Source organism: Kocuria sabuli (genome assembly GCF_040981185.1).
Classification (GTDB): Bacteria; Actinomycetota; Actinomycetes; order Actinomycetales; family Micrococcaceae; genus Kocuria; species Kocuria sabuli.
This window is the reverse complement of record NZ_JAVHZE010000002.1, coordinates 234,891-252,316: the sequence shown is the minus strand read 5'-3', so window position 1 is coordinate 252,316 and position 17,426 is coordinate 234,891. Positions and strand designations below refer to the sequence as shown.

The window sequence follows — 17,426 nt, the reverse complement described above, 5'->3', positions numbered from 1 at the left end:
TAGGAGGGCCCGCCCCAGGGAGTGGTCACAGACAGTGAGGAAGCGTTCTCCGCAACTTTCGCGATCGCCCCCATGGCCTGCAAGACGTACATCATCTCTCTACTGGACGACCCGCAGCCGACGGTGGAGACGCTTTTCTCACGGGGCGACCTCGGAGGCAACGGCAGTCGCGGGCCCACCAAGGACATCTGTCGTGGACGTTGGCTGTCCATCCAGGGCCGCTCACCGGGCCCTCGGGGCGGCGGCCTCCATCACCGCCCGAAGCATGGGCGTGCGCTGCTACTCGGGGCTGGTTCGGCGTTGGTACTGCAGGCGCAGTGTGTCGTCGTCAGGTAGGACCACTACGGTTCCCTGCTCGAGGGTCCAGCCGTCATGGAGGAAGAAGTAGCGGCCTCCGCTGACGGAGAGCAGCCGTAACCCGTCGTAGCGGTACAAGGGGTCTGCCTCCGTCCCGAGGCGGTGCACCGTGACCCCTTGGACGGTGATGCCCAGATCTTGCCGACTGTAGATCTGCACGGCAGGAGTCCAGGGCAAGCTGCGCTCTAGCATTTCGGCCTGTCCCCGGCCTCTCGCGGCGGCGAAGGTCGTGGTCCCCCAGAACATCAACAACGTCACCAGGGCCAGCACCAGGGTCATCTCCACGGCTCGCTGCTCCACAGTCCGTTCAAGAGCATCGGTGCGTGCGTACCGCTGGATCCTTATGCTCCAAGCACCGATCAGCACTGCCAGAGCAATGAGGTACGGAGCGTAGAGCTGACTGTACGGGGCCTCCACGAAAATCAGGATGAGCATGAGGGCAGTGAGCACCCCGGCCCCGGCCAGCCCCACCCGGGGCAGCGCTTTCATCAGTGCGCCCGTCGCACTCCGATCAATGCGTGCTCTGAGCGCCCGGTCCAACCAAACCCACAGCAGCGCGACCGCTGTCAGGCAGAGCAGCGGCACATACAAAGCACTGATGCTCAGCAAGGCGAAGTCGCGAGGGGTGTATTCGAAGAGATTGACGTGCAGACTCATATAACGGGCCTGCGCCTCGGCCCTGGCCCAACCGAAGTAGATCACCAAGGCGGTGACCACGGTAGCGGGAGGCCCGAGCACGGAGGCGATCTCGACGACGTTCGACCATACCGAGCGCGGTGGTTGCTCACTGCCCGCCACACCCGCCTCCTTCAGTCCTGGCCGCTGTTTCAGGCAACCGGCTGGCTACAGGCCAGCGCCAGGACAGGGACCCGTAGCGGGGGCGTACGCCAGCTGAGGCGGATCCTCGAACTGCGACTGCTCGATCGGATAATCCGCCTGCGCGAGCGCCACGACGGCTGGTCCCGGCCCCGCTAGTGGGGGCGCGATGAAGTGCGGCCCTCCCTCCCACTGGACCGGCACCGGAATCCCGCCAACCGTCACGGACCGGACACTGCCCGGAGGCAGCGCCGCGTCCTGAACTCTGCCGCGCAGATACACCGGTGTCCCTCCACAGGCCGGAACGTTCAGCGAGAAGTCGCCGAAATCCCCGCCGGGCATCGTCGACAGTCCCGTGAGGGTCAGCGGGCAAGCTGTTCCCGGCGCATCGACGAGCATCGGCTTCGACTGGGGATACAGTCGGTGGAATTCCACCAATCGTTCCAACGCCGCGACTGCCGCTGCGTCATGGCAGGAGGACTGGTCCACATCGCTGTCACGCAGTGCCTGCTCGCCCTCGGCCCACAACACCGGGTCATTGCCCCCCGTGGCCGCCTGGCACAGCCACGACGCTGCCTGCTGCACGTTCGAACCCGTCAAAGCATTTTCCTCGCAGTTCCGAGCGCGCAAAGCAACGTACCACTCCGGCTCCCCCGGACCCACGGGCCCGATCGGCAACCACGGGAGCACTAGAGCCTGTGGATCGGGTGCCACTCCACCAGCAGACCCACCGCCGCCGGTTCCGCCGCCTCCGCCGCCGGTTCCGCCGCCTCCGCCGCCGGTTCCGCCGCCTCCGCCGCCGGTTCCGCCGCCGCCGCCGCCGGTTCCGCCGCCGCCGCCGCCGGTTCCGCCGCCGCCGCCGCCGGTTCCGCCGCCGGTTCCGCCGCCGCCGGTTCCGCCGCCGCCGGTTCCGCCGCCTCCGCCGCCGGAGCCGCCGGCTTGTCCGCTGCCGCCTCCGCCGGATCCGCCGTCGGCGCCACCGGACCCTCTGGCGTCACCGGACCCTCTGGCCTCACCGGACCCACCGGTCGGAATTCCAGAACGTTCCGTTGCTGCCGTCGATGAAACGGTGGGCGACGGCTCGCCCGTGGGGTCACCACCATCCGAATTGCGTCCACCGCACGCCGGGAGCAAGACCAAGGCACCGGCAATCAAGAGAGCACAACCTGGCGCGGAACGATGAGGGAACATAACGTCACCAGCGTTCTGGGAAACTTCCAGTCCAATAGTGCGAGGCCGCATCTTGAATCACAGCGTCACACCTCAGTATCCTCCGCCGAAGTTCACTACTGCCGAGTTGTCACCACTATGTAGCTGTCCCCTCATCACCGGACCCGTTGTTGCCCGCCCTCCTCGGAGTGGCCGACTCTGCCTGCAAGGCCACGCTGTCGGTGGCGTCCGCGGCCGTCAGGTCGAGTGCGAACTCGGTGGTGGCGTAGTGCTGGCAGTAGCCGAGTGTGGCACCGCAGCCGTTGTCACCGCCGCCGTCTCGTCGTGCCCGGGGGAACCTCCGCCGTTGCCCAGTGACTGCCACTACGCATCGATGCTGATCGCACCGTCTCCCGACAGCTCACGTCGGGTCTCCTCGATATCATCGCTGGGCACAGTCGACGTCGCGGGCGTGGCGGTAGGTGATCCTTCCTCCTGCGCGCTCTCCGTCGGTGTGGGGGCGCAGCTGGCCAAGGAACCGATCAGGAGGTTCAGGCCCGAGTACTTGTACCGGTACCGGGCATCCGGCATGGTGTTCTGCGACGTACTCGGTCCGCTTCCGTCCCTCGGCCCGGGCATACAGGGTGGTGCCCCTGAACAGGCTCAGAACGACCAGGGCGGTCAAGGTCAGATAGACCAAACGTTCCCAGGCCGGGCGGGGCCCGACAACGGCCGGGTGGTGGGCCGGCCCGTCGCGGCGACCAGGACGAAAAAGCTGTAGGCCGTGCACAGCGACCCACCGCGGAGGGCTGCCCCGCGCACGGGCGGCACGCCACTCGTTCTCACGGCAGGAACACCTGTTCGAGACCCAGCAGCTGCGCCTCGGCCGGCGTCAGCTCACGGCCGGCCCGGCTTCGCGCCGTCCCCCGCCACGCCCGCGGATCGGTGTCGACCAGCGTGAGCAGACCACCGATCCCACCGCAGGCCAGAACCTGGTCCGCCGGGCCGAAGACCACATGCTGCACCGGAGAGGAATGCACACGCAGACTCGCCGTGACCTGTCCGCTCGAGCCCTCGAGCAGCATCAGGCGGCCGCTGGAGGTGACGCCGGCCACCAGCCCGTCGTCGTGCGAGCACGCGACCGCCGCCAGGGCGGCCGTGAGCACGGTCCACAGCTCCGTCCGCGACTCGACGTCCCGGACCAGCAGCCGGCCCGAGGCGAAGGCCAGCACCAGCCGGGTGCCGGAGGGCGAGAGGTGGATTCGGGGAACTCCCGTGGGTGGCCAGGTGACCTCGTCGATCACGGTGCCCGCCTCCAGCACCCGGACGGAGGCCGTGTTCCGGTGCAGGGTCCGGCGCGCCGGGGCCGGGGGGTCACCGGGGCCCAGCTCGTTCGTCCGCAGGTGCCACGTGCGCCAGTCGCCGTCCTGCAGCTGCAGGCGCACCCGGTCGCCGTCGAGGAAGGACAGCCGGCTCGGCAGGTCGTGGGCGACATCCCGGTGCGCTCCGAGTTCCCTGCGTCCGAGGTGCCACGTGGACAGGCTCGGCGGGGCCCCAGGGTCGAGCTCGCGCCCCACGGGATTGCTCACCCAGGCGACCTCCTGGCCGTCCGGGGAGAAGGCCACGGAGATGTTCGACTGCACCACGGAGGGCACGGCCGCCGGGCCCAGAGGAATCCGGTGGCACAGCGTGGACGGCGCGTTCGTGCGCAGCTCGCACCGGTCGGCGCCCCAGCACAGGACCCAGGCCCCGTTCTCGCCCAGCAGCAGCCCTCGCATCTCGGCCGGCAGCCCGTACTGGTGCAGCACCGGTTCCCCGGGGTGGGCCAGGGACCACACCAGCAGCTCCCCGCCCGTGGCGACCGCCACGTGCTCCCCACGGGCGTCCAGGGCGAGCGCGTCCATGAACCCGGGCGGCGCCTGCACGCAGCCGACGTCGGCGAAGGCCGTCTCCGGCAGGGAGGTCACGGTGACCCCGCCGCCGTCGAGCTGCGCCACGGCGATGACGTCCATCCCCGGGGTCAGCGCTCGCGGACCGGGGCGGGGCAGGAAGGGCACGGGGTGCACGTCCTCCAGCCGGCCGTCGGCCGGGTCGAACGCCCGGATCTCACCCCAGTCGCAGATGTGCAGCAGCCCGTCCTGCCATCGCAGACCGTGGACGGCGGTCAACCGGTCGGGCACGCGGGTCAGCGTGTTCGCCTCGACGTCCCAGACGACCACCGTGCCCCGGGCCGCGCACGCGACCCGGGGGAGCTCCGGATCGGGGTGCACCATCGTCACAGGCTGGTTCAGGGCACGGACCAGCCGCACCTCGCCCTGCACCACGCACCCGGCCACCCCGTCCTCGTAGCCGACGGTCAGTCCGGCCGGATGTGCGGCCAGCGCGGTGGGTGCGTGGCCCGGGCGCGGGATGCCGGCCTCGACGCAGCGGGCCGGGTCGTCGACGGTGAGAATGCCGAGGGCGCCGTCCTCGTGTCCCAGGACAACGGTGGCGGCATCGGAGCCGTGGGCCACGCTCGAGACCCGTCCGTGGGGGCCGGCGATCCCCGACATGCCGGACGACGCCTCGACCACCCTCGACAGGGTGCTCCGGGTCTCCGGGACGTCGTCCAGCTCGGAGGCTACAGCCGCGAACAGCAGGGACCGGCCGACATCGGATTCGAAGAGCATCTCGGCGTGCTGGGCCGTCCGCCGCGCCAGGCCCTTGCGGTGCTCCCGCCAGTGCGTGCTGGAGAGCTGGTCCTTGGGGATGCCCCGGACGGTGGCCGAGAAGTCCGCAACCTTGTCCACGAACCACTCGTCGGTGGCGTCCAGCGCGTGGGCATCGGCTCCCCGGAAGTCCACCCACTTCGGCAGGGCGGGCAGGGCCAGCAGCTCCGGCGCCAGGCAGGTGGTGGCAGCGGGGTCGAAGCGTCCGCGGTCCAGGTCCCAGACGATCTCCCCGTCCGCGATGCCGAGCAGCAGCCGGTCGGTGCCGCGGGTGCGCAGCCAGTGCCGGAGCTCCTCCCGCACCCACGGAGATGCCGCCGCCGCTGGTGAGGCGAGGTGGATCAGCCAGTCGGCGGCGTCCAAATGGTGTTGCAGTTGCGCGGCCAGGTCGGGGGTCGTCGGCTGGTCCGAGACGTCCCGGAAGACGTCCATGGCGAGGGGCGCGTCCCAGCTCTTGCCGAAGGTCGCCAGACCGTGCTCGAGTGCCGCGCCGAGGTGGCCGGTGGCCACCGTGGCGTAGGAGATGAACACGTCGTGGTGCAGGGCGCTCGCGTCGGCGGACATGCGGACCTCACGGGGTGCGGATCACGGTGACCTGTCGGTGCTGCCCAGTCTTCCACGGCGTCCGTGCCGCCGCCCGCTGTCCCGCCTCTGTTACCGAGACGGCCGGACCGCTGCTGGACTAGGCTGTGGGCCACACCGGGCGGGCGTGCGCCGGTCGTGCGGCACCTCACCCGCACGCCCGCCGACTCTCAGGACTCGGAGGCTCGGAATGCCAGTCAAGGAAGTCGGGGTCCAGCTGGGTTGGGGGCCCGCCAGGCTCTCCGGCACATGGGTGCCGGACCAGGCGGAGCGGGACGCGGCCTGGGAGCTCTACGTCGAGCTCGTCACCAGGATCGCCGTGGTCCCGCTGAGTCCGCAGGAGGGGATCCTCCGGGAGGCCCTGGGCTCGCTGCACAGCCTGTTCGGGACGACCCGGGAGGTGCTGCGAAAGTACGGGCCCGGCGTCGCGCGACCTCCCGAGAACAACGGCCAGTACCGGTTCGGCTACCTCGCCGTGTGGATCCTCAACGCCGCCGTGCGCCCCGTGCTGGCGCGATGGCACCCGGAGCTCCAGCAGTGGGAGAGTCGACGTGCCCCGGGCACGTCCGTGGCCGCGCACGAGCGGTCCTGGGAGCACGCCGCCCAGCTCAGGACCGAGCTCAACGCCCTCCGGGAACTGCTGGTGGAATACGCGCGGGTCCTGTCCGTGGTCTGCGAGGCGCCCGCGCTCATCGACGCCACCGACGAGATCATCGGCCTGCGACAGCCGGCCGAGCCCACGGAGGAGTAGCTCCGGTCCGGGCCACCGGTAGTCCGGGGCACCGGTGGACAGAACGCAGGGGGTTCATGTGCCCGCGGACGGCTCGGCAGAGGCGTGCGGCAGCGACGAGCCGGTGTCCGTGGACGGGGAGGGCGGCGAGGGGAGCGCGGTCCGGACCCCCGTCAGGTCCATGACCTGGTAACTGTTGTTGCCCGGCATGTCCAGCACGAGCTGGCCGTGGTACGTGCCGGGGCCGGGCGGGTCGAAGCCCACCCACACGATGCAGACGGACGGGGACCACGGATCGGCGGGCGTGGGGTCCGGCTGGATCGTGCGCCCCGTGCACTCGTCCTTCTGCAGGAAGAAGGCTGGGTCAGTGGCGTTGACCACCCGGACGGATCCGATGGTGAGATCGGTGTCCGAGGTGTTCCTGAACCCGATCTGACTCTCGTAGTCGCTGGGCCCGAACGTCCCGTCGTGGTTCGAGGGCCCCTCCGCGGACGGGAACGGGATCAGTTCCAGGGCGTTCACGGCAACGGGCCGGGAATCCGGCCCCGACGGCCGGTTGGAGGCGCTGCCTCCAGTGGTCTCCTGCGGGTCAGGACCGCCGTTGTTGCCGCAGGAGACGACCGGTGCGGCCAGCACGAGCGCACACAGGCCTGCGGCTCGCAGGTTGTTCTTCTTCATCAGTTCTCTCCGGGCTGGAACTCGACGCGGATGCTCGCATCGTCCTCGATGAGAATGATGCTTCCCTTCTGGTGCGTCCACTGCTCCGGGAACAGGAAGTACTTCCCGTTGGAGCGGATCAGCAGGCGCAGATTCGTGTACCGGAATCCGTACTCCGAGGCTGTTTCGTCCGTCCGGACCTCCCGGACGGGGGGTGCCAGACCGAGGGCGGTCCTGCTGTAGAGGGTCACCGCAGGCCTGCTGGTCAGGTTCTTCTCGACGGCCATCGCCCGGCTTCGGCCCAGCGCATCCGCATAGCGCGTGGCGCCCCAGAACAGGGCCACCACGACGAGCACGGCGAAGCACACTTGGACGAGCGTCAGACTCACCGGGCGGGGCGCTTTCTCCGCAGTGCGGTCAGGACGACGACGGATGGTGTGCAGCATGCGGATTCCATAGGCCGCGCACAGGCTTCCGGCGCCCAGCACGGCAGGTGAGGCCAGATAGGCGTCACCGAACAACGGCACGAACGCCCCACGGACCCCCAGCCCTGTGGCCGCCACACCGGCGACGACCAGGAGGAGCAGCCCAGCCCTCAGCGGTCGGGCGCGCGGCTGTGCGTAGATCACCGGACGGATCAGGCAGTGCACGCCGATGAGGACGAGGGACACGATGGCGAGCACCATCGCCGGAACAATGATGGCGTCGACGCTCCGCAGCAGGTAGTCCGTGGTGGAGAACCCCAGGGTGCTGACGTCGAGCCCGTAGTAATCGTTTCGTGACCGCGTCAGGGCGTATCCGAACCAGAAGGCCAGGGCGCTGAGCACAGTGGTGGGCGGCAGAGCGATGAGCGCCCAGTCCAGGACCGACCGCGACGCGGCGGACAGCGCGGAGTCGGAGGAAGTCCTGTCGCGGTCTTCGGTGGTGGACCCAGCGGACGGCGGCGGGGCAGGGGGCTCAGAAGAGGCGCTCGAGCTCACGGAGCCACTCACTCGCCTGCTGACGCCCTTCGCGCACCGTCTGGTCGATGAGATCGGTGGCTTCTCGCTCGCGGGCGGCCAGCCGCAGTTTCCGGTTCGTGCAGGCGGCGGCCGGCGGCGACGGTGCCGGCCACGGGGGCATGCCCCGTACCGACTGCCGAGGCGCACGGATGCCGCGTTCCAGGGCCATCACGAAGGACGTGGCCACCTCGGTGGCCGTGCCGTCGAGGAGTTTGCACGCCGCATGGACCCGCTCCGACGGCCTGCCCTGGCCCATGATGTAGCGCTGGAGGAGGTAGGCCACGGCGAAGTCCCTGATCCGGACGGACAGTCTGCCCACCACATGGGTGCGGTTGGTCAGTCGGGTCGCTGGGGCGGGTTCGACCTTGCCACCTAGCATCGTGAGGAAGTCACGGCACCGGCGCGCGTGCCGGGCCCGGGAGGCCGCGTCGACCGGCAGGTAGGCCCGGAACAGGTCCGTCACCCCGCCCTTGCCGAAGGCCGGTGCTGCCACGGCCGTGCCGGCGCCGAGGAGATATCCGGCCATGTCCCCCTCGAGATTGATCGAGGCGCCGTAGTCGGAACCGGTCACGCTGAAGACCGTGTTCACGGATTTCCGTGCCGCTGCGCCACCGGCCGACCGGCGCCAGATCAGGTTGGCGGCGCCCCCTCCGAGGTCGCCGAGCCAGGTGACGAGCTCGAGGCCGGTGCCTCCTTGCAGGGGGATGGTGACCTCGCGGGCCGCGTACGTGGTCCGGGCCTCCACCCCGATGAGAGCGTGGCCCACGTCGATGCGGTGCTCGCCGTCCGCGACGTCCTGGGACTCCTGGAGATCCTTGAAGAGGGCCTCGCCCAGCACGGGACGCGGGTCCGGGGGTCGCCCGAACCCGGTGAACAGCGTGAACCCCACGTTCCGGACCTCACTGCGCTCCGCGCGGAAGTCGGCACTCCACGTCGTGCCGTAGTAGATCCCCCGCAGCGCGAGGAGGCGCTGTTCGGGATCCGTGATGCCGCCGGCGGTGCGCAGCTTTCCCTCGGCCTGCTCGAGCAGAGCGATCAGTGCGCCGAACGACCTGGCCCTAGCCATCGGCGTCGTCCTCGACCCACGCGCCCGTCTCGTCCTGGTGCCATGCCGGCAGCCGGTCGTCCTGGCGGACCTTGACCAGAGCTGTCGGGAGCACGATCTCCCACGGCTCGCCGACGGGCTCCTCGGATCCCGGTGCCCCCGTGTTCGCCTGGATCTCCGCCGCGACCGACAGGAAATCGGGATCCCCGACGGCCGGGGGTTCCCCTCCGGCCCACACTTCCTGGGTGCGCCGATAGTGCTCGACATGGTTCTCGAAGCCCGGGCGGACGGGCACGACGACGCGCGCGAAGCCCGCCTGGAGGAAGGCCTGGAACTGCGGGTCGACGTCCTCGACCTGGAACAGCTCGAGCCACCGTGACAGCCGGGCCCAGAAGAACGGGTAGAACACGAAGGAGACGTTCTCCCACTCGAAGGCCTGGTGCAGAAAGCGGGCGTAGAGCCCTCGCCGGTAGGCCTGTTCCCAGTTCACGGACATGCCCCCGACCGCGCTCCCCACGCCGTTGTTGCCGGCCGGCGAGGCATTGGACAGCGCGGTCATGCACTGCCGCCTGATCTCCTCCCGCACGATGCGCTCGTTGGCGGCGGGAGAGCGGCCGGTGATCTCGACGCCGCCGGCCACCGCGGCGGCGGCGAGCCGCTCCTCGAACAGGCGCTGCATCTGCGCATGACCGTCGCGCAGCGCCTCCCAGGCCTTGAGCCGCCAATCGTCCATGGCGGCCGGCGTGACCCGGCCCGTGACGTGGATCCACACCGCCCAGCTGACGATGCTCCGCCCCTGCACGAGGAACGGCACGCTCCCGGGGTCGCCGAACTCGTCGCTGACCACGAACGTGAAGTGGTGGGTCCCGCGGAACGTGATGGACGACCTGCTGCGGTAGCCAAAGTACTCGTATCCGTCCGGCAGCTGGACCACGAAGCCCGCGGCCACGTTGCCGTTCTCGGAGCTGTCGAAGTCCAGGGGGCCGCCCGCCTTGGCCTCGGAGACCTTGACGAACTCCTCCGGAGGAGGAGGTACGGCGGAGGCGTTGTAGGTCGCCGCGTACTGCTTGTAGTTGCTGCGCGTCAGATGGTTGGGCGTGATGGTGAACGGCGGCGGCGGGGTCGGCGCCTCGCTGGCCACCGCCTGGTGGACGAGGGTGGCGATGTAGAAGGCAGCAGGTTCGGGCAGGAAGAACTCGTACATCTGCCGCAGGCCGTAGTTGTAGACCTGGGCCTCGTAGACCTTGCTCACCCACTGGTAGATACCGGACGAATGCGTCGCCGCGTCCGTGGCATCCAGCGCGTGGGTGTTGGTCTCCTCGATCTCCTCCACGAGCCGGCGTTCCCTGCGCTCAAGCACCTTCTCGGTGAAGCGGGTCGACGCCTTCTCGGTCACCTCCCGGCTGTAGGCCGTGGCCCGTTTACGGCCTTCGGTCCGGGCCCGCTCGTAGGCGAACCGGGCGTCGGCCGACAGCTCGACGTAGGGGCCCAGCTGGGCGACCACCTTGACCCCGGCCTCGACCTTGAAGTTTTCCTTCACCTCCTCCTGCACCTCCGAGCGCAGCTCGAAGCGCTCCGAGGTCTGCGTGTCCCGCTCCTCCTCCAGCTCCGTCGAACTCTCGGTGAAGAGCGTCTCCTCGGTCAGCCGCTTCCGGCGGTGGATCCGCTCCTTCTTCTCCCCGCGGAGCAGGTTCTCGATGTGCGCGATGTCTTGCGCCCGGTACGCCTTGAGCTGTTGCCGGACCACGAGCAGGTCCCCCACGCCGAGCGATCCGAAGCGCGGTCTGCTGAGGTCCTGGATCACGTCCGGGCCGGGGGGCATCCTGTGGCCGGCTCCCGGGTTGAGCAGGGCGTCGACGGCTCTAGCGGCGGCCGGGGAGAGCACGCTGGAGGTCAGGGCGCCGGTCGCGACGGTTCCCGCAATGGCCGCTCCGCGGACGAGAGGTGCCGCGGTGACGATGTCGAGCTCCTCCAGCCTCAGCGCGCGGACCACCTGATCGACGTTGGGCCCGATGCGCTCGATGGTCTCGGCGATGACGTCGCGGACCTCCGGTCGCGCCTCGGACAGCACGTCCGGCTGCAGGTTGAAGGTGACGCCCTGCACGACGTCACTGCTCTGTTCCGCGGTCTCCTCCCGTCCGTCGTCCGCCTCACCGGACTGCTCGTCGCGCACCGAGGACCTCTCGATGACGGCGACGTCCTCCGTGAGGTATCCCCGCGGCACGGACAGCAGGTAGTCCGCCGCTTCCGTGAGCGTGCGGACCCGCAGCGTGGCCGTGGCGCCCTCGCTCGGGGACTCCGCCTCGGGCCGGGCATGGGCGCTGTCCGCGGCCGGGGACGGGGGAACCAGCCGGAGATCGGTCCCGAGCGCGGCGGCGAACGTGATGGCGACGTCCAGCTCCTGGTCGCCGGTGAGCTGGGAGAGTTGCCGGGCGAGATGCATGACGCGCAGGACGTCGTGGTGAGCCCTGGGGTCGGCCAGTGACTGGTGCAGCGACAGGGCCAGCAACGTGTCCTTGATCCGCTCCTCCAGCTCGCTCCAGGCCTCGACGGCGCCGGCCAGGACCGTGGCATTGTCCCCGGTGGTGCCCGAGGTCTCCCGCCCGCTCTCCGGCAGCACGGACCGGATGGCGGCACGGATGGCGGTGCCCGCCGCCTGCGCCGGACGAGGTGACCCCTTCGCCTTCTCGATGCCCGGGACGGCGTCGAGCAGCGCCCGTGCCATCGAGTCGGTGCGAGGGTCGGCGACGAACCGGTCACTGCCGGCGAAGCGTTCGGCCACGGCCTTGCGGGCGTTGGGCTCTGCGGCCTGCAACTGCTCCCGGAAATCGGATCCGGTGTCCAACGCGATGACGTTCGGGCCCTCCGGCCGCGGCTCCGCACGCTCGGCCGCCCGGATAGCCACGAAACGCAGCAGCTCTTCCATGTGTCACCCGCTCTCTTCTCAACTGCGCACCGACGTTCACCTCAGGGGTAGCCCGTGGAGCATTACCGTGCCGTTATCGGGGCGTGCCCGTGAACCCCCGAACCGCCTGGAGGACCGGTCGCCCGTCGTTCAGCCTGCCCCGCCCCGGCGGACCTCTGCGGCGCCTGGGCCCTGGAAGTGGCCCGCGGCGAGGATCGTGCCGTTGCGGGGCAGCCGGAAGTCCTCGCTGGACCGGGTCAGCTCGCCTCGCGACGTCGCCCTGAACAGGGAGCCCCCACCGTCTGCGGCGTCGTAGAAGAGCAGATTCTCCGCCCAGGCGGACGGTACGGGGAGGACGTGGGTCCATCCGTGGCGCATGTCGCCGTGGGTGGCGATAGTGTCGAGTGTTCCGCTGCCGCTGGTGATGCCGCAGGACCGCCCGCGCCCTGCGCGGGAGTCGTAGAAGAGCATCCGGTGTCCGGCCGCGGCTCCGAGCTGTCCCCGGACGAGATGGGTCCATCCGGGTTCCAGGGAGTGGTCCCGTACTTTCCGGATCGCCCCTTCGCCGTCGATGCTGTAGGCCTGGCCCGCTCCGGAGGCGGAGCCGTAGAAGAAGAGGTCGGACACGGAGCCGGCCACGCCGTAGTCGAACTCGCCGGCGAGGATGTGGCTCCAGCCCTTCCGCCAGGTGTAGTCGTACAGCCGGCTGATGTACCCTTGGCCGTCGGTGGAATAGATCTGGGCGGTCCCCGAGGAGGCGTTGTAGAAGATGATGCCGTCGAGGGTCCGCTTGCCCAGGTAGACGGGCAGGATGTGCGTCCATCCACGTCGCCACGTGTCCGTCTCCCGGACGGTTGTGACGCTCCCGCCGGTTCCGGCCTGGACGAAGGCGGCACTGCCGTTGTTCGCGTTGTAGCAGAGCAGGCTCGACATCCGGTCATCGGTGAACCATCCGCTGACGATGTGGGTCCACCGGCGTCCGAGGTCCAGGTGGTCGCGCACGACGGACGGGGGTGCGTCCTTGTCGCCCCGTGGTTCGATCGCGTACAACGTCGCCGTTCCGGTGTCGGCCCCGTACAGCAAGAATTCCACTGCCTTCACCCTTCTCCGGTGTGTTCCGTCGTGGAGGTCACCGTGCTCGGCCCGGCGCACGCGGTGCCGCCGCCTCAGGGGACTGGCCGGGTCCGCGGCACGCAGGCCGGTAGGTGTCCAGCTACCACTCTGGACCGCCCACGTTATTGACGCGTTATTCGGTGGTCAGCGAACTGCACCGGGTGGGCGGCGTGGCGAGTAACGCACGAGTCACGGCTGAACTGCCATGCTCCCTCTCGCACTCCTCGCCGTGGTTCCCACTCCCGACCACGGTGCTGACCCGGACAGAGTGGAGGCCTCGATGCGGATGAGCATCATCGCCACCTTCGACGTGGGATGCTCCTACGGACTGGGCGACGACAGTTTTCTGCCGGCACAGCGGAACCCGGATCCGGACATCGAGTGGGTGGGTGTCAACAATCCCTTCGGCAACGGGACCACTCGCGATCTCGACGGACCGGGCCGGGACCTGGTCGAGCGCTGGCGTCACCTCAGCATTCAGGAGCTGTCCCGCCCGGTGACGGAAACCGGGTGGCACCCGGGGATGGGGGTGGAGCGGGACGAGTTCCGTGCCCGGATTCAGGAATTGATCGAGAAGGTGGTCGTGACCCGGTGCACGGTCACCGTCTTCTCCATCGGGACGGCGTTCCTGTGGTTGGAGACCTCGCACGACGACGTCGACATCGACCTCGTGGCCGGCATGCTCAACTGTTGGGAGTTCGCCGCCTATCGACCGGATGTGGCCCTTCAGGTGCTGGCGGCGACCAAGGACCATCTGCGTGGGGCAGTCGATCCCTCTCGCCAGGACTTCGCGGTGCTCACCCGGAGAGCAGGGCCCGTGACCCGCCGGTCCGGAGAACGCTACGAGTCGACGCTGTTCCGGGCTTTCACCACCGTCGTGGACGTGGCGCAGGACTCAGCGGTCGAGGAGAAGCGCCTGCTGAGTGCACTCGGCGTCGACCCCGACGACGGCATCGAGTTCGAGTACCACGGAACGCTATTTTACTCGTGGGCGGCGTGTGTCCTACGGCCCCGGGGGCAGGATGATCCGCAACAAGAACTCCAGCGCCTGTGGGAGTGCATACGGATCGCTCATGTCTTCCAAGGTGCGCTGCAGGCGTTCCGCAAGATCTTCGACGAGGAGATCAACTCCCAGGTCGAGCGTTACGTGGATGCCAAGGTGAAGCTTCGCGACCTGGACGAGTTGAACCGACTGCGCACGGTGGCGTTGGCCGTGGTCACGCTGACCAACGTCGAACGCGTCACGGAGGCCGACGAGGACCGGGACTACTTCAGGAGGTTCTGGGAGTCGGCCCAGCTGGAGCGCAGCCAGCAGCTGCTGCAGGACTCCGTGACGGTGCTCTACGAGGTGCAGGCGGCCGAGACGCAGGAAGTGCGCGCGCGGCGCGAGTCGTCGTTGAACGCGGTGGTCGTCGTGCTGGCCTTTCTCACGGTCATCTCCGTGACCGCTGACGCGTACAACTTCGTGCGCGAGGAGGAGGTGCTCCTGGCGCCCCAGAGCGTGCGCTTCCACTTCCTCATCTACTCCGTCGTGCTGCTCACCGTCCTTGCGACGTTGGTGGTCGTGCGTGGTGCCCGCGTCGGACTGGCCCGGCGCCGTTCCCGTCTGCGGTTCCGGCGGTCCCGCTCCCATGGACGGCACTGACCGGCCGACCGGTCCGACGCCGCGGGCTCAGTGCGCGCCCTCCTTGGCGACCACGGCCTTGACGGTGCGCAGCATGATCACGAAGTCCTGCACCGGGGACCAGTTCTCCACGTAGTAGAGGTCCAGGCGCACGGCCTGCTCCCACTCGAGGTCGTCACGGCCCGAGACCTGCCACAGCCCGGTGATGCCCGGCTTGACCCGCAGCCGGCGGTGCACGTGCTCCTCGTACATGGCCACCTCGGAGGGCAGCGGCGGTCGTGGGCCCACCAGGGACATCTCGCCCTTGAGCACGTTGAGGAACTGCGGCAGCTCGTCGAGGCTGTACCTGCGCATCCACCGGCCCGGGGTGGTGACCCTGGGGTCGTTCTCCATGAAGAACAGCACCCCGCCCTTGGCGTCGTTGGCGGCCATCAGCTCGGCCTTGCGCTCCTCGGCGTCGAGGTACATCGAGCGGAACTTCAGCATCCTGAAGCCGGATCCGTCGAGGCCGGTCCGCTCCTGGGCGAACAGCGCCGGTCCGCCGTCGTGCGTGCGCACGACCAGGGCGAGCACGAGCATCACGGGGGAGAGGACCACCAGCGCGGCACTCGCCCCCACGACGTCGACCAGGCGCTTGAGCAGCAGCCGCGAGCGGCTCATCCGCGGCGTGGAGACGTGGATCAGCGGCAGGCCCGCCAGCTGCTGGGTGTGGATCCGCGGCCCCGCGACGTCGGTCAGCCCGGTGTCCAGGACCAGCCGGATGTGCGCGTCGGTCAGGTGCCAGCTCAGGTGCCGGACCTCCTCCGAGCTCAGCGGCGCGCTCGCGGCCATCACCAGCGTCTCGATCCGGTGCTCCCGGCACGCGGCCACGATGCCCTCCACGGAGGGGCGCTCGCCGGCGGGCAGCATGTTCTGCGGCATCCGCACCTTCGCCAGGTGCCGGGGCAGGGCCGTGCCCGACGACGGGGCGTAGACCGCCACGGGGTCGAGGCCCGCGGCGGGGTGCTCCTGCAGCGTCCCGAGCATCTCCACGACCCCCGGCACGCGGCCCACCACCAAGGTGCGGGACATCGCCTCCCCGGCCCGGCGCCGGCGGGCCAGCCCCTGCCGGACCAGACCGCGCGCGACCAGCAGGAGCACGACGCCCAGCGGCAGGGCGAGCACCACGTAGCTGCGGGCCATCGGGACGCCGAGCACGTAGGACAGGATCGCCAGGGCGCCGAAGAACACCAGCGTGGCGGAGACCACCTGCCGGTTCTCCTCCACCGAGTAGCCGATCAGCCGGACGTCGCGGGCGCCCCGCAGGTCCAGCCAGCCCCACCAGGCGAGGCCGAGCAGCGCGCCCACCAGCCAGTAGGGCACGGTGAGCCCGCCGAACTGGAGCACCTCCGGCTCGAGGCCGAAGCGCACCAGCTGCGTGAGCGCGAGCGTGGCGGCCAGTGCGGCCGCGTCCACGCGGCGCAGGCTCCTGATGTGGGTGTCCCGCCAGGCGGCGGGTCGTACGGTCATGTTCCTCTTGAGCACGTGTCTTACTCCCCCCGAGTGTGTGGGGGCCGGAACGCTCCCCTACGCCCCCCGGCGTGGTTCCGGCCCCCTGTCGATGACTTTACAAGTGCACATCGATGAGAACACGGGATGAACACTGCGTGACGGGCCGCCCGGGGCGCCCCGGCGGGCCGGTGCCCGCCGGCTGGGGGACAAGGGCCGAGGGTGCTGCCGGTCCTCTCCGACGTGCGAGGCGGGCGGCGGCGGCGTCGCCCGGGGCGGGCCCATCCGCTCCCTGCCAGGCGGTATCCGGGACCGGCCGGGGTCTTCCGGCCACCGTGCTACCCTGGTGCGGTTGCCAAGGCGAGGGGACCCCTCCGGGTCCCGTGATCGACGACGGCTGGTTGAACGTTCCCGTCCCCACTTGTGCGGTGACGTCCTGACGGACGTGTCGCACGGCGTCCGAGACGCCGGGGGAGGGTCTGCGGCCGGTATCGCCTGGCCGAAATGACCACAGACCCGATTCCGAGGAGTTCCCATGGCCGACACCATCCGCATCCCCGCCCAGAGCCGCAGCGACTTCGGCAAGGGCTACGCCCGCCGCATCCGCGCCCAGAACCAGATCCCCGCGGTCGTCTACGGCCACGGCGCCGAGCCCAAGCACGTGATCATCCCCGGCCACGAGACCATGCTGGCCGTGCGCAACCGCAACGCCGTGCTCGAGCTCCAGCTCGACGGCGGCACCGAGCTCGTGATGGTCAAGGACGTCCAGCGTCACGCCACCCGCCCGGAGATCCTGCACATCGACCTGCTCGCCGTGCGCCGCGGCGAGAAGGTCGAGGTCGAGATCCCCGTGCACGTGATCGGCGAGGTCGAGGTCGGCGCCGTGCACAACGTCGAGGAGAACACCCTCACCGTCGAGGCCGACGCCCTGAACACGCCCGAGCACGTGACCATCAACCTCGACGGCCACAACGTGGGCGACCACGTCTACGCCGCCGACGTCCGCCTGCCCGAGGGCGTCACCATGGTCTCCGACCCCGAGCTGCTCGTGGTCAACGTCGCCGCCCCGCAGGTCGAGGACCTCGGTGAGTCCCCGGCCGAGGGCGCCGAGGCCGCCGACGAGGCCGCCGAGGGCCCCGAGGGCGACGTCGTCCCCGAGAACGAGGCCTGAGCCTTCCTGCTCGACCGATCCTCGTGATCCCCGAAGTGCGGGGCGGCCCGCCGGCCGCCCCGCACTTCGCATGACCGCTC

12 protein-coding genes are annotated in these 17,426 nt (G+C 69.9%); 3 read left to right on the top strand and 9 right to left on the bottom strand.

Annotated elements, in window-relative coordinates; all coding sequences use genetic code 11:
- Window positions 1-279: 279 nt before the first annotated feature.
- From RE027_RS03320 to RE027_RS03310, 3 genes are all read right to left on the bottom strand, one after another.
- Window positions 280-1,155 carry a hypothetical protein gene (locus tag RE027_RS03320; RefSeq protein ID WP_368806814.1) on the bottom strand — a complete coding sequence of 292 codons (876 nt, stop codon included), beginning with the start codon at window positions 1,153-1,155 and terminating at the stop codon, window positions 280-282.
- Window positions 1,156-1,200: 45 nt separating this feature from the next.
- On the bottom strand, window positions 1,201-1,773 hold the full coding sequence (locus RE027_RS03315) for a hypothetical protein (RefSeq protein ID WP_368806813.1): 573 nt from the start codon (window positions 1,771-1,773) through the stop codon (window positions 1,201-1,203).
- A 1,391-nt stretch (window positions 1,774-3,164) separates the two neighbouring features.
- Complete coding sequence (locus RE027_RS03310) at window positions 3,165-5,594, bottom strand: hypothetical protein (RefSeq protein ID WP_368806812.1); 2,430 nt, start codon at window positions 5,592-5,594, stop codon at window positions 3,165-3,167.
- Between the two features lie 208 nt (window positions 5,595-5,802).
- On the opposite strand from RE027_RS03310, the gene RE027_RS03305 reads away from it, so the two are divergent.
- Window positions 5,803-6,363, top strand: a complete 561-nt coding sequence (locus RE027_RS03305; protein ID WP_368806811.1) for a hypothetical protein — start codon at window positions 5,803-5,805, stop codon at window positions 6,361-6,363.
- A gap of 54 nt (window positions 6,364-6,417) precedes the next feature.
- Here RE027_RS03305 and RE027_RS03300 read toward each other — a convergent pair whose 3' ends face one another.
- From RE027_RS03300 to RE027_RS03280, 5 genes are all read right to left on the bottom strand, one after another.
- Window positions 6,418-7,020, bottom strand: a complete 603-nt coding sequence (locus RE027_RS03300; RefSeq protein ID WP_368806810.1) for a hypothetical protein — start codon at window positions 7,018-7,020, stop codon at window positions 6,418-6,420.
- Window positions 7,020-7,979 (bottom strand): hypothetical protein, encoded by a 960-nt coding sequence (locus RE027_RS03295; protein ID WP_368806809.1) that lies wholly within the window; start codon window positions 7,977-7,979, stop codon window positions 7,020-7,022. Before RE027_RS03295 ends, RE027_RS03300 begins: the two co-directional genes overlap by 1 nt.
- Window positions 7,957-9,066, bottom strand: coding sequence for a hypothetical protein (locus RE027_RS03290; RefSeq protein ID WP_368806808.1), 1,110 nt, complete (start codon window positions 9,064-9,066; stop codon window positions 7,957-7,959). The genes RE027_RS03295 and RE027_RS03290 overlap by 23 nt, the downstream gene beginning before the upstream one ends.
- Window positions 9,059-11,971 (bottom strand): hypothetical protein, encoded by a 2,913-nt coding sequence (locus tag RE027_RS03285; RefSeq protein WP_368806807.1) that lies wholly within the window; start codon window positions 11,969-11,971, stop codon window positions 9,059-9,061. The genes RE027_RS03290 and RE027_RS03285 overlap by 8 nt, the downstream gene beginning before the upstream one ends.
- Before the next feature lie 129 nt (window positions 11,972-12,100).
- Window positions 12,101-13,042 (bottom strand): hypothetical protein, encoded by a 942-nt coding sequence (locus RE027_RS03280; RefSeq protein WP_368806806.1) that lies wholly within the window; start codon window positions 13,040-13,042, stop codon window positions 12,101-12,103.
- 307 nt (window positions 13,043-13,349) lie between these two features.
- On the opposite strand from RE027_RS03280, the gene RE027_RS03275 reads away from it, so the two are divergent.
- Window positions 13,350-14,708, top strand: coding sequence for a hypothetical protein (locus tag RE027_RS03275; RefSeq protein ID WP_368806805.1), 1,359 nt, complete (start codon window positions 13,350-13,352; stop codon window positions 14,706-14,708).
- Between the two features lie 27 nt (window positions 14,709-14,735).
- Here the strand turns inward: RE027_RS03275 and RE027_RS03270 are convergent, their stop codons facing one another.
- A complete protein-coding gene (locus tag RE027_RS03270; protein WP_368806804.1) occupies window positions 14,736-16,196 on the bottom strand; it encodes a sugar transferase in 1,461 nt (486 codons plus the stop codon).
- 514 nt (window positions 16,197-16,710) lie between these two features.
- Here RE027_RS03270 and RE027_RS03265 point away from each other — a divergent pair.
- The gene (locus RE027_RS03265) at window positions 16,711-17,346 is read left to right on the top strand and encodes a 50S ribosomal protein L25/general stress protein Ctc (protein ID WP_368806803.1); all 636 of its coding nucleotides are present in this window, start codon (window positions 16,711-16,713) and stop codon (window positions 17,344-17,346) included.
- Window positions 17,347-17,426 lie beyond the last annotated feature (80 nt).

What these genes read in the sequence shown, in the direction of transcription:
- RE027_RS03310 (WP_368806812.1), bottom strand. Translation starts at nt 5,594, where the DNA reads ATGTCCGCCGACGCGAGCGCCCTGCACCACGACGTGTTCATCTCCTAC.
- RE027_RS03285 (WP_368806807.1), bottom strand. Translation starts at nt 11,971, where the DNA reads ATGGAAGAGCTGCTGCGTTTCGTGGCTATCCGGGCGGCCGAGCGTGCG.
- RE027_RS03290 (WP_368806808.1), bottom strand. Translation starts at nt 9,066, where the DNA reads ATGGCTAGGGCCAGGTCGTTCGGCGCACTGATCGCTCTGCTCGAGCAG.
- RE027_RS03265 (WP_368806803.1), top strand. Translation starts at nt 16,711, where the DNA reads ATGGCCGACACCATCCGCATCCCCGCCCAGAGCCGCAGCGACTTCGGC.
- RE027_RS03275 (WP_368806805.1), top strand. Translation starts at nt 13,350, where the DNA reads ATGAGCATCATCGCCACCTTCGACGTGGGATGCTCCTACGGACTGGGC.
- RE027_RS03270 (WP_368806804.1), bottom strand. Translation starts at nt 16,196, where the DNA reads ATGACCGTACGACCCGCCGCCTGGCGGGACACCCACATCAGGAGCCTG.
- RE027_RS03300 (WP_368806810.1), bottom strand. Translation starts at nt 7,020, where the DNA reads ATGAAGAAGAACAACCTGCGAGCCGCAGGCCTGTGTGCGCTCGTGCTG.
- RE027_RS03305 (WP_368806811.1), top strand. Translation starts at nt 5,803, where the DNA reads ATGCCAGTCAAGGAAGTCGGGGTCCAGCTGGGTTGGGGGCCCGCCAGG.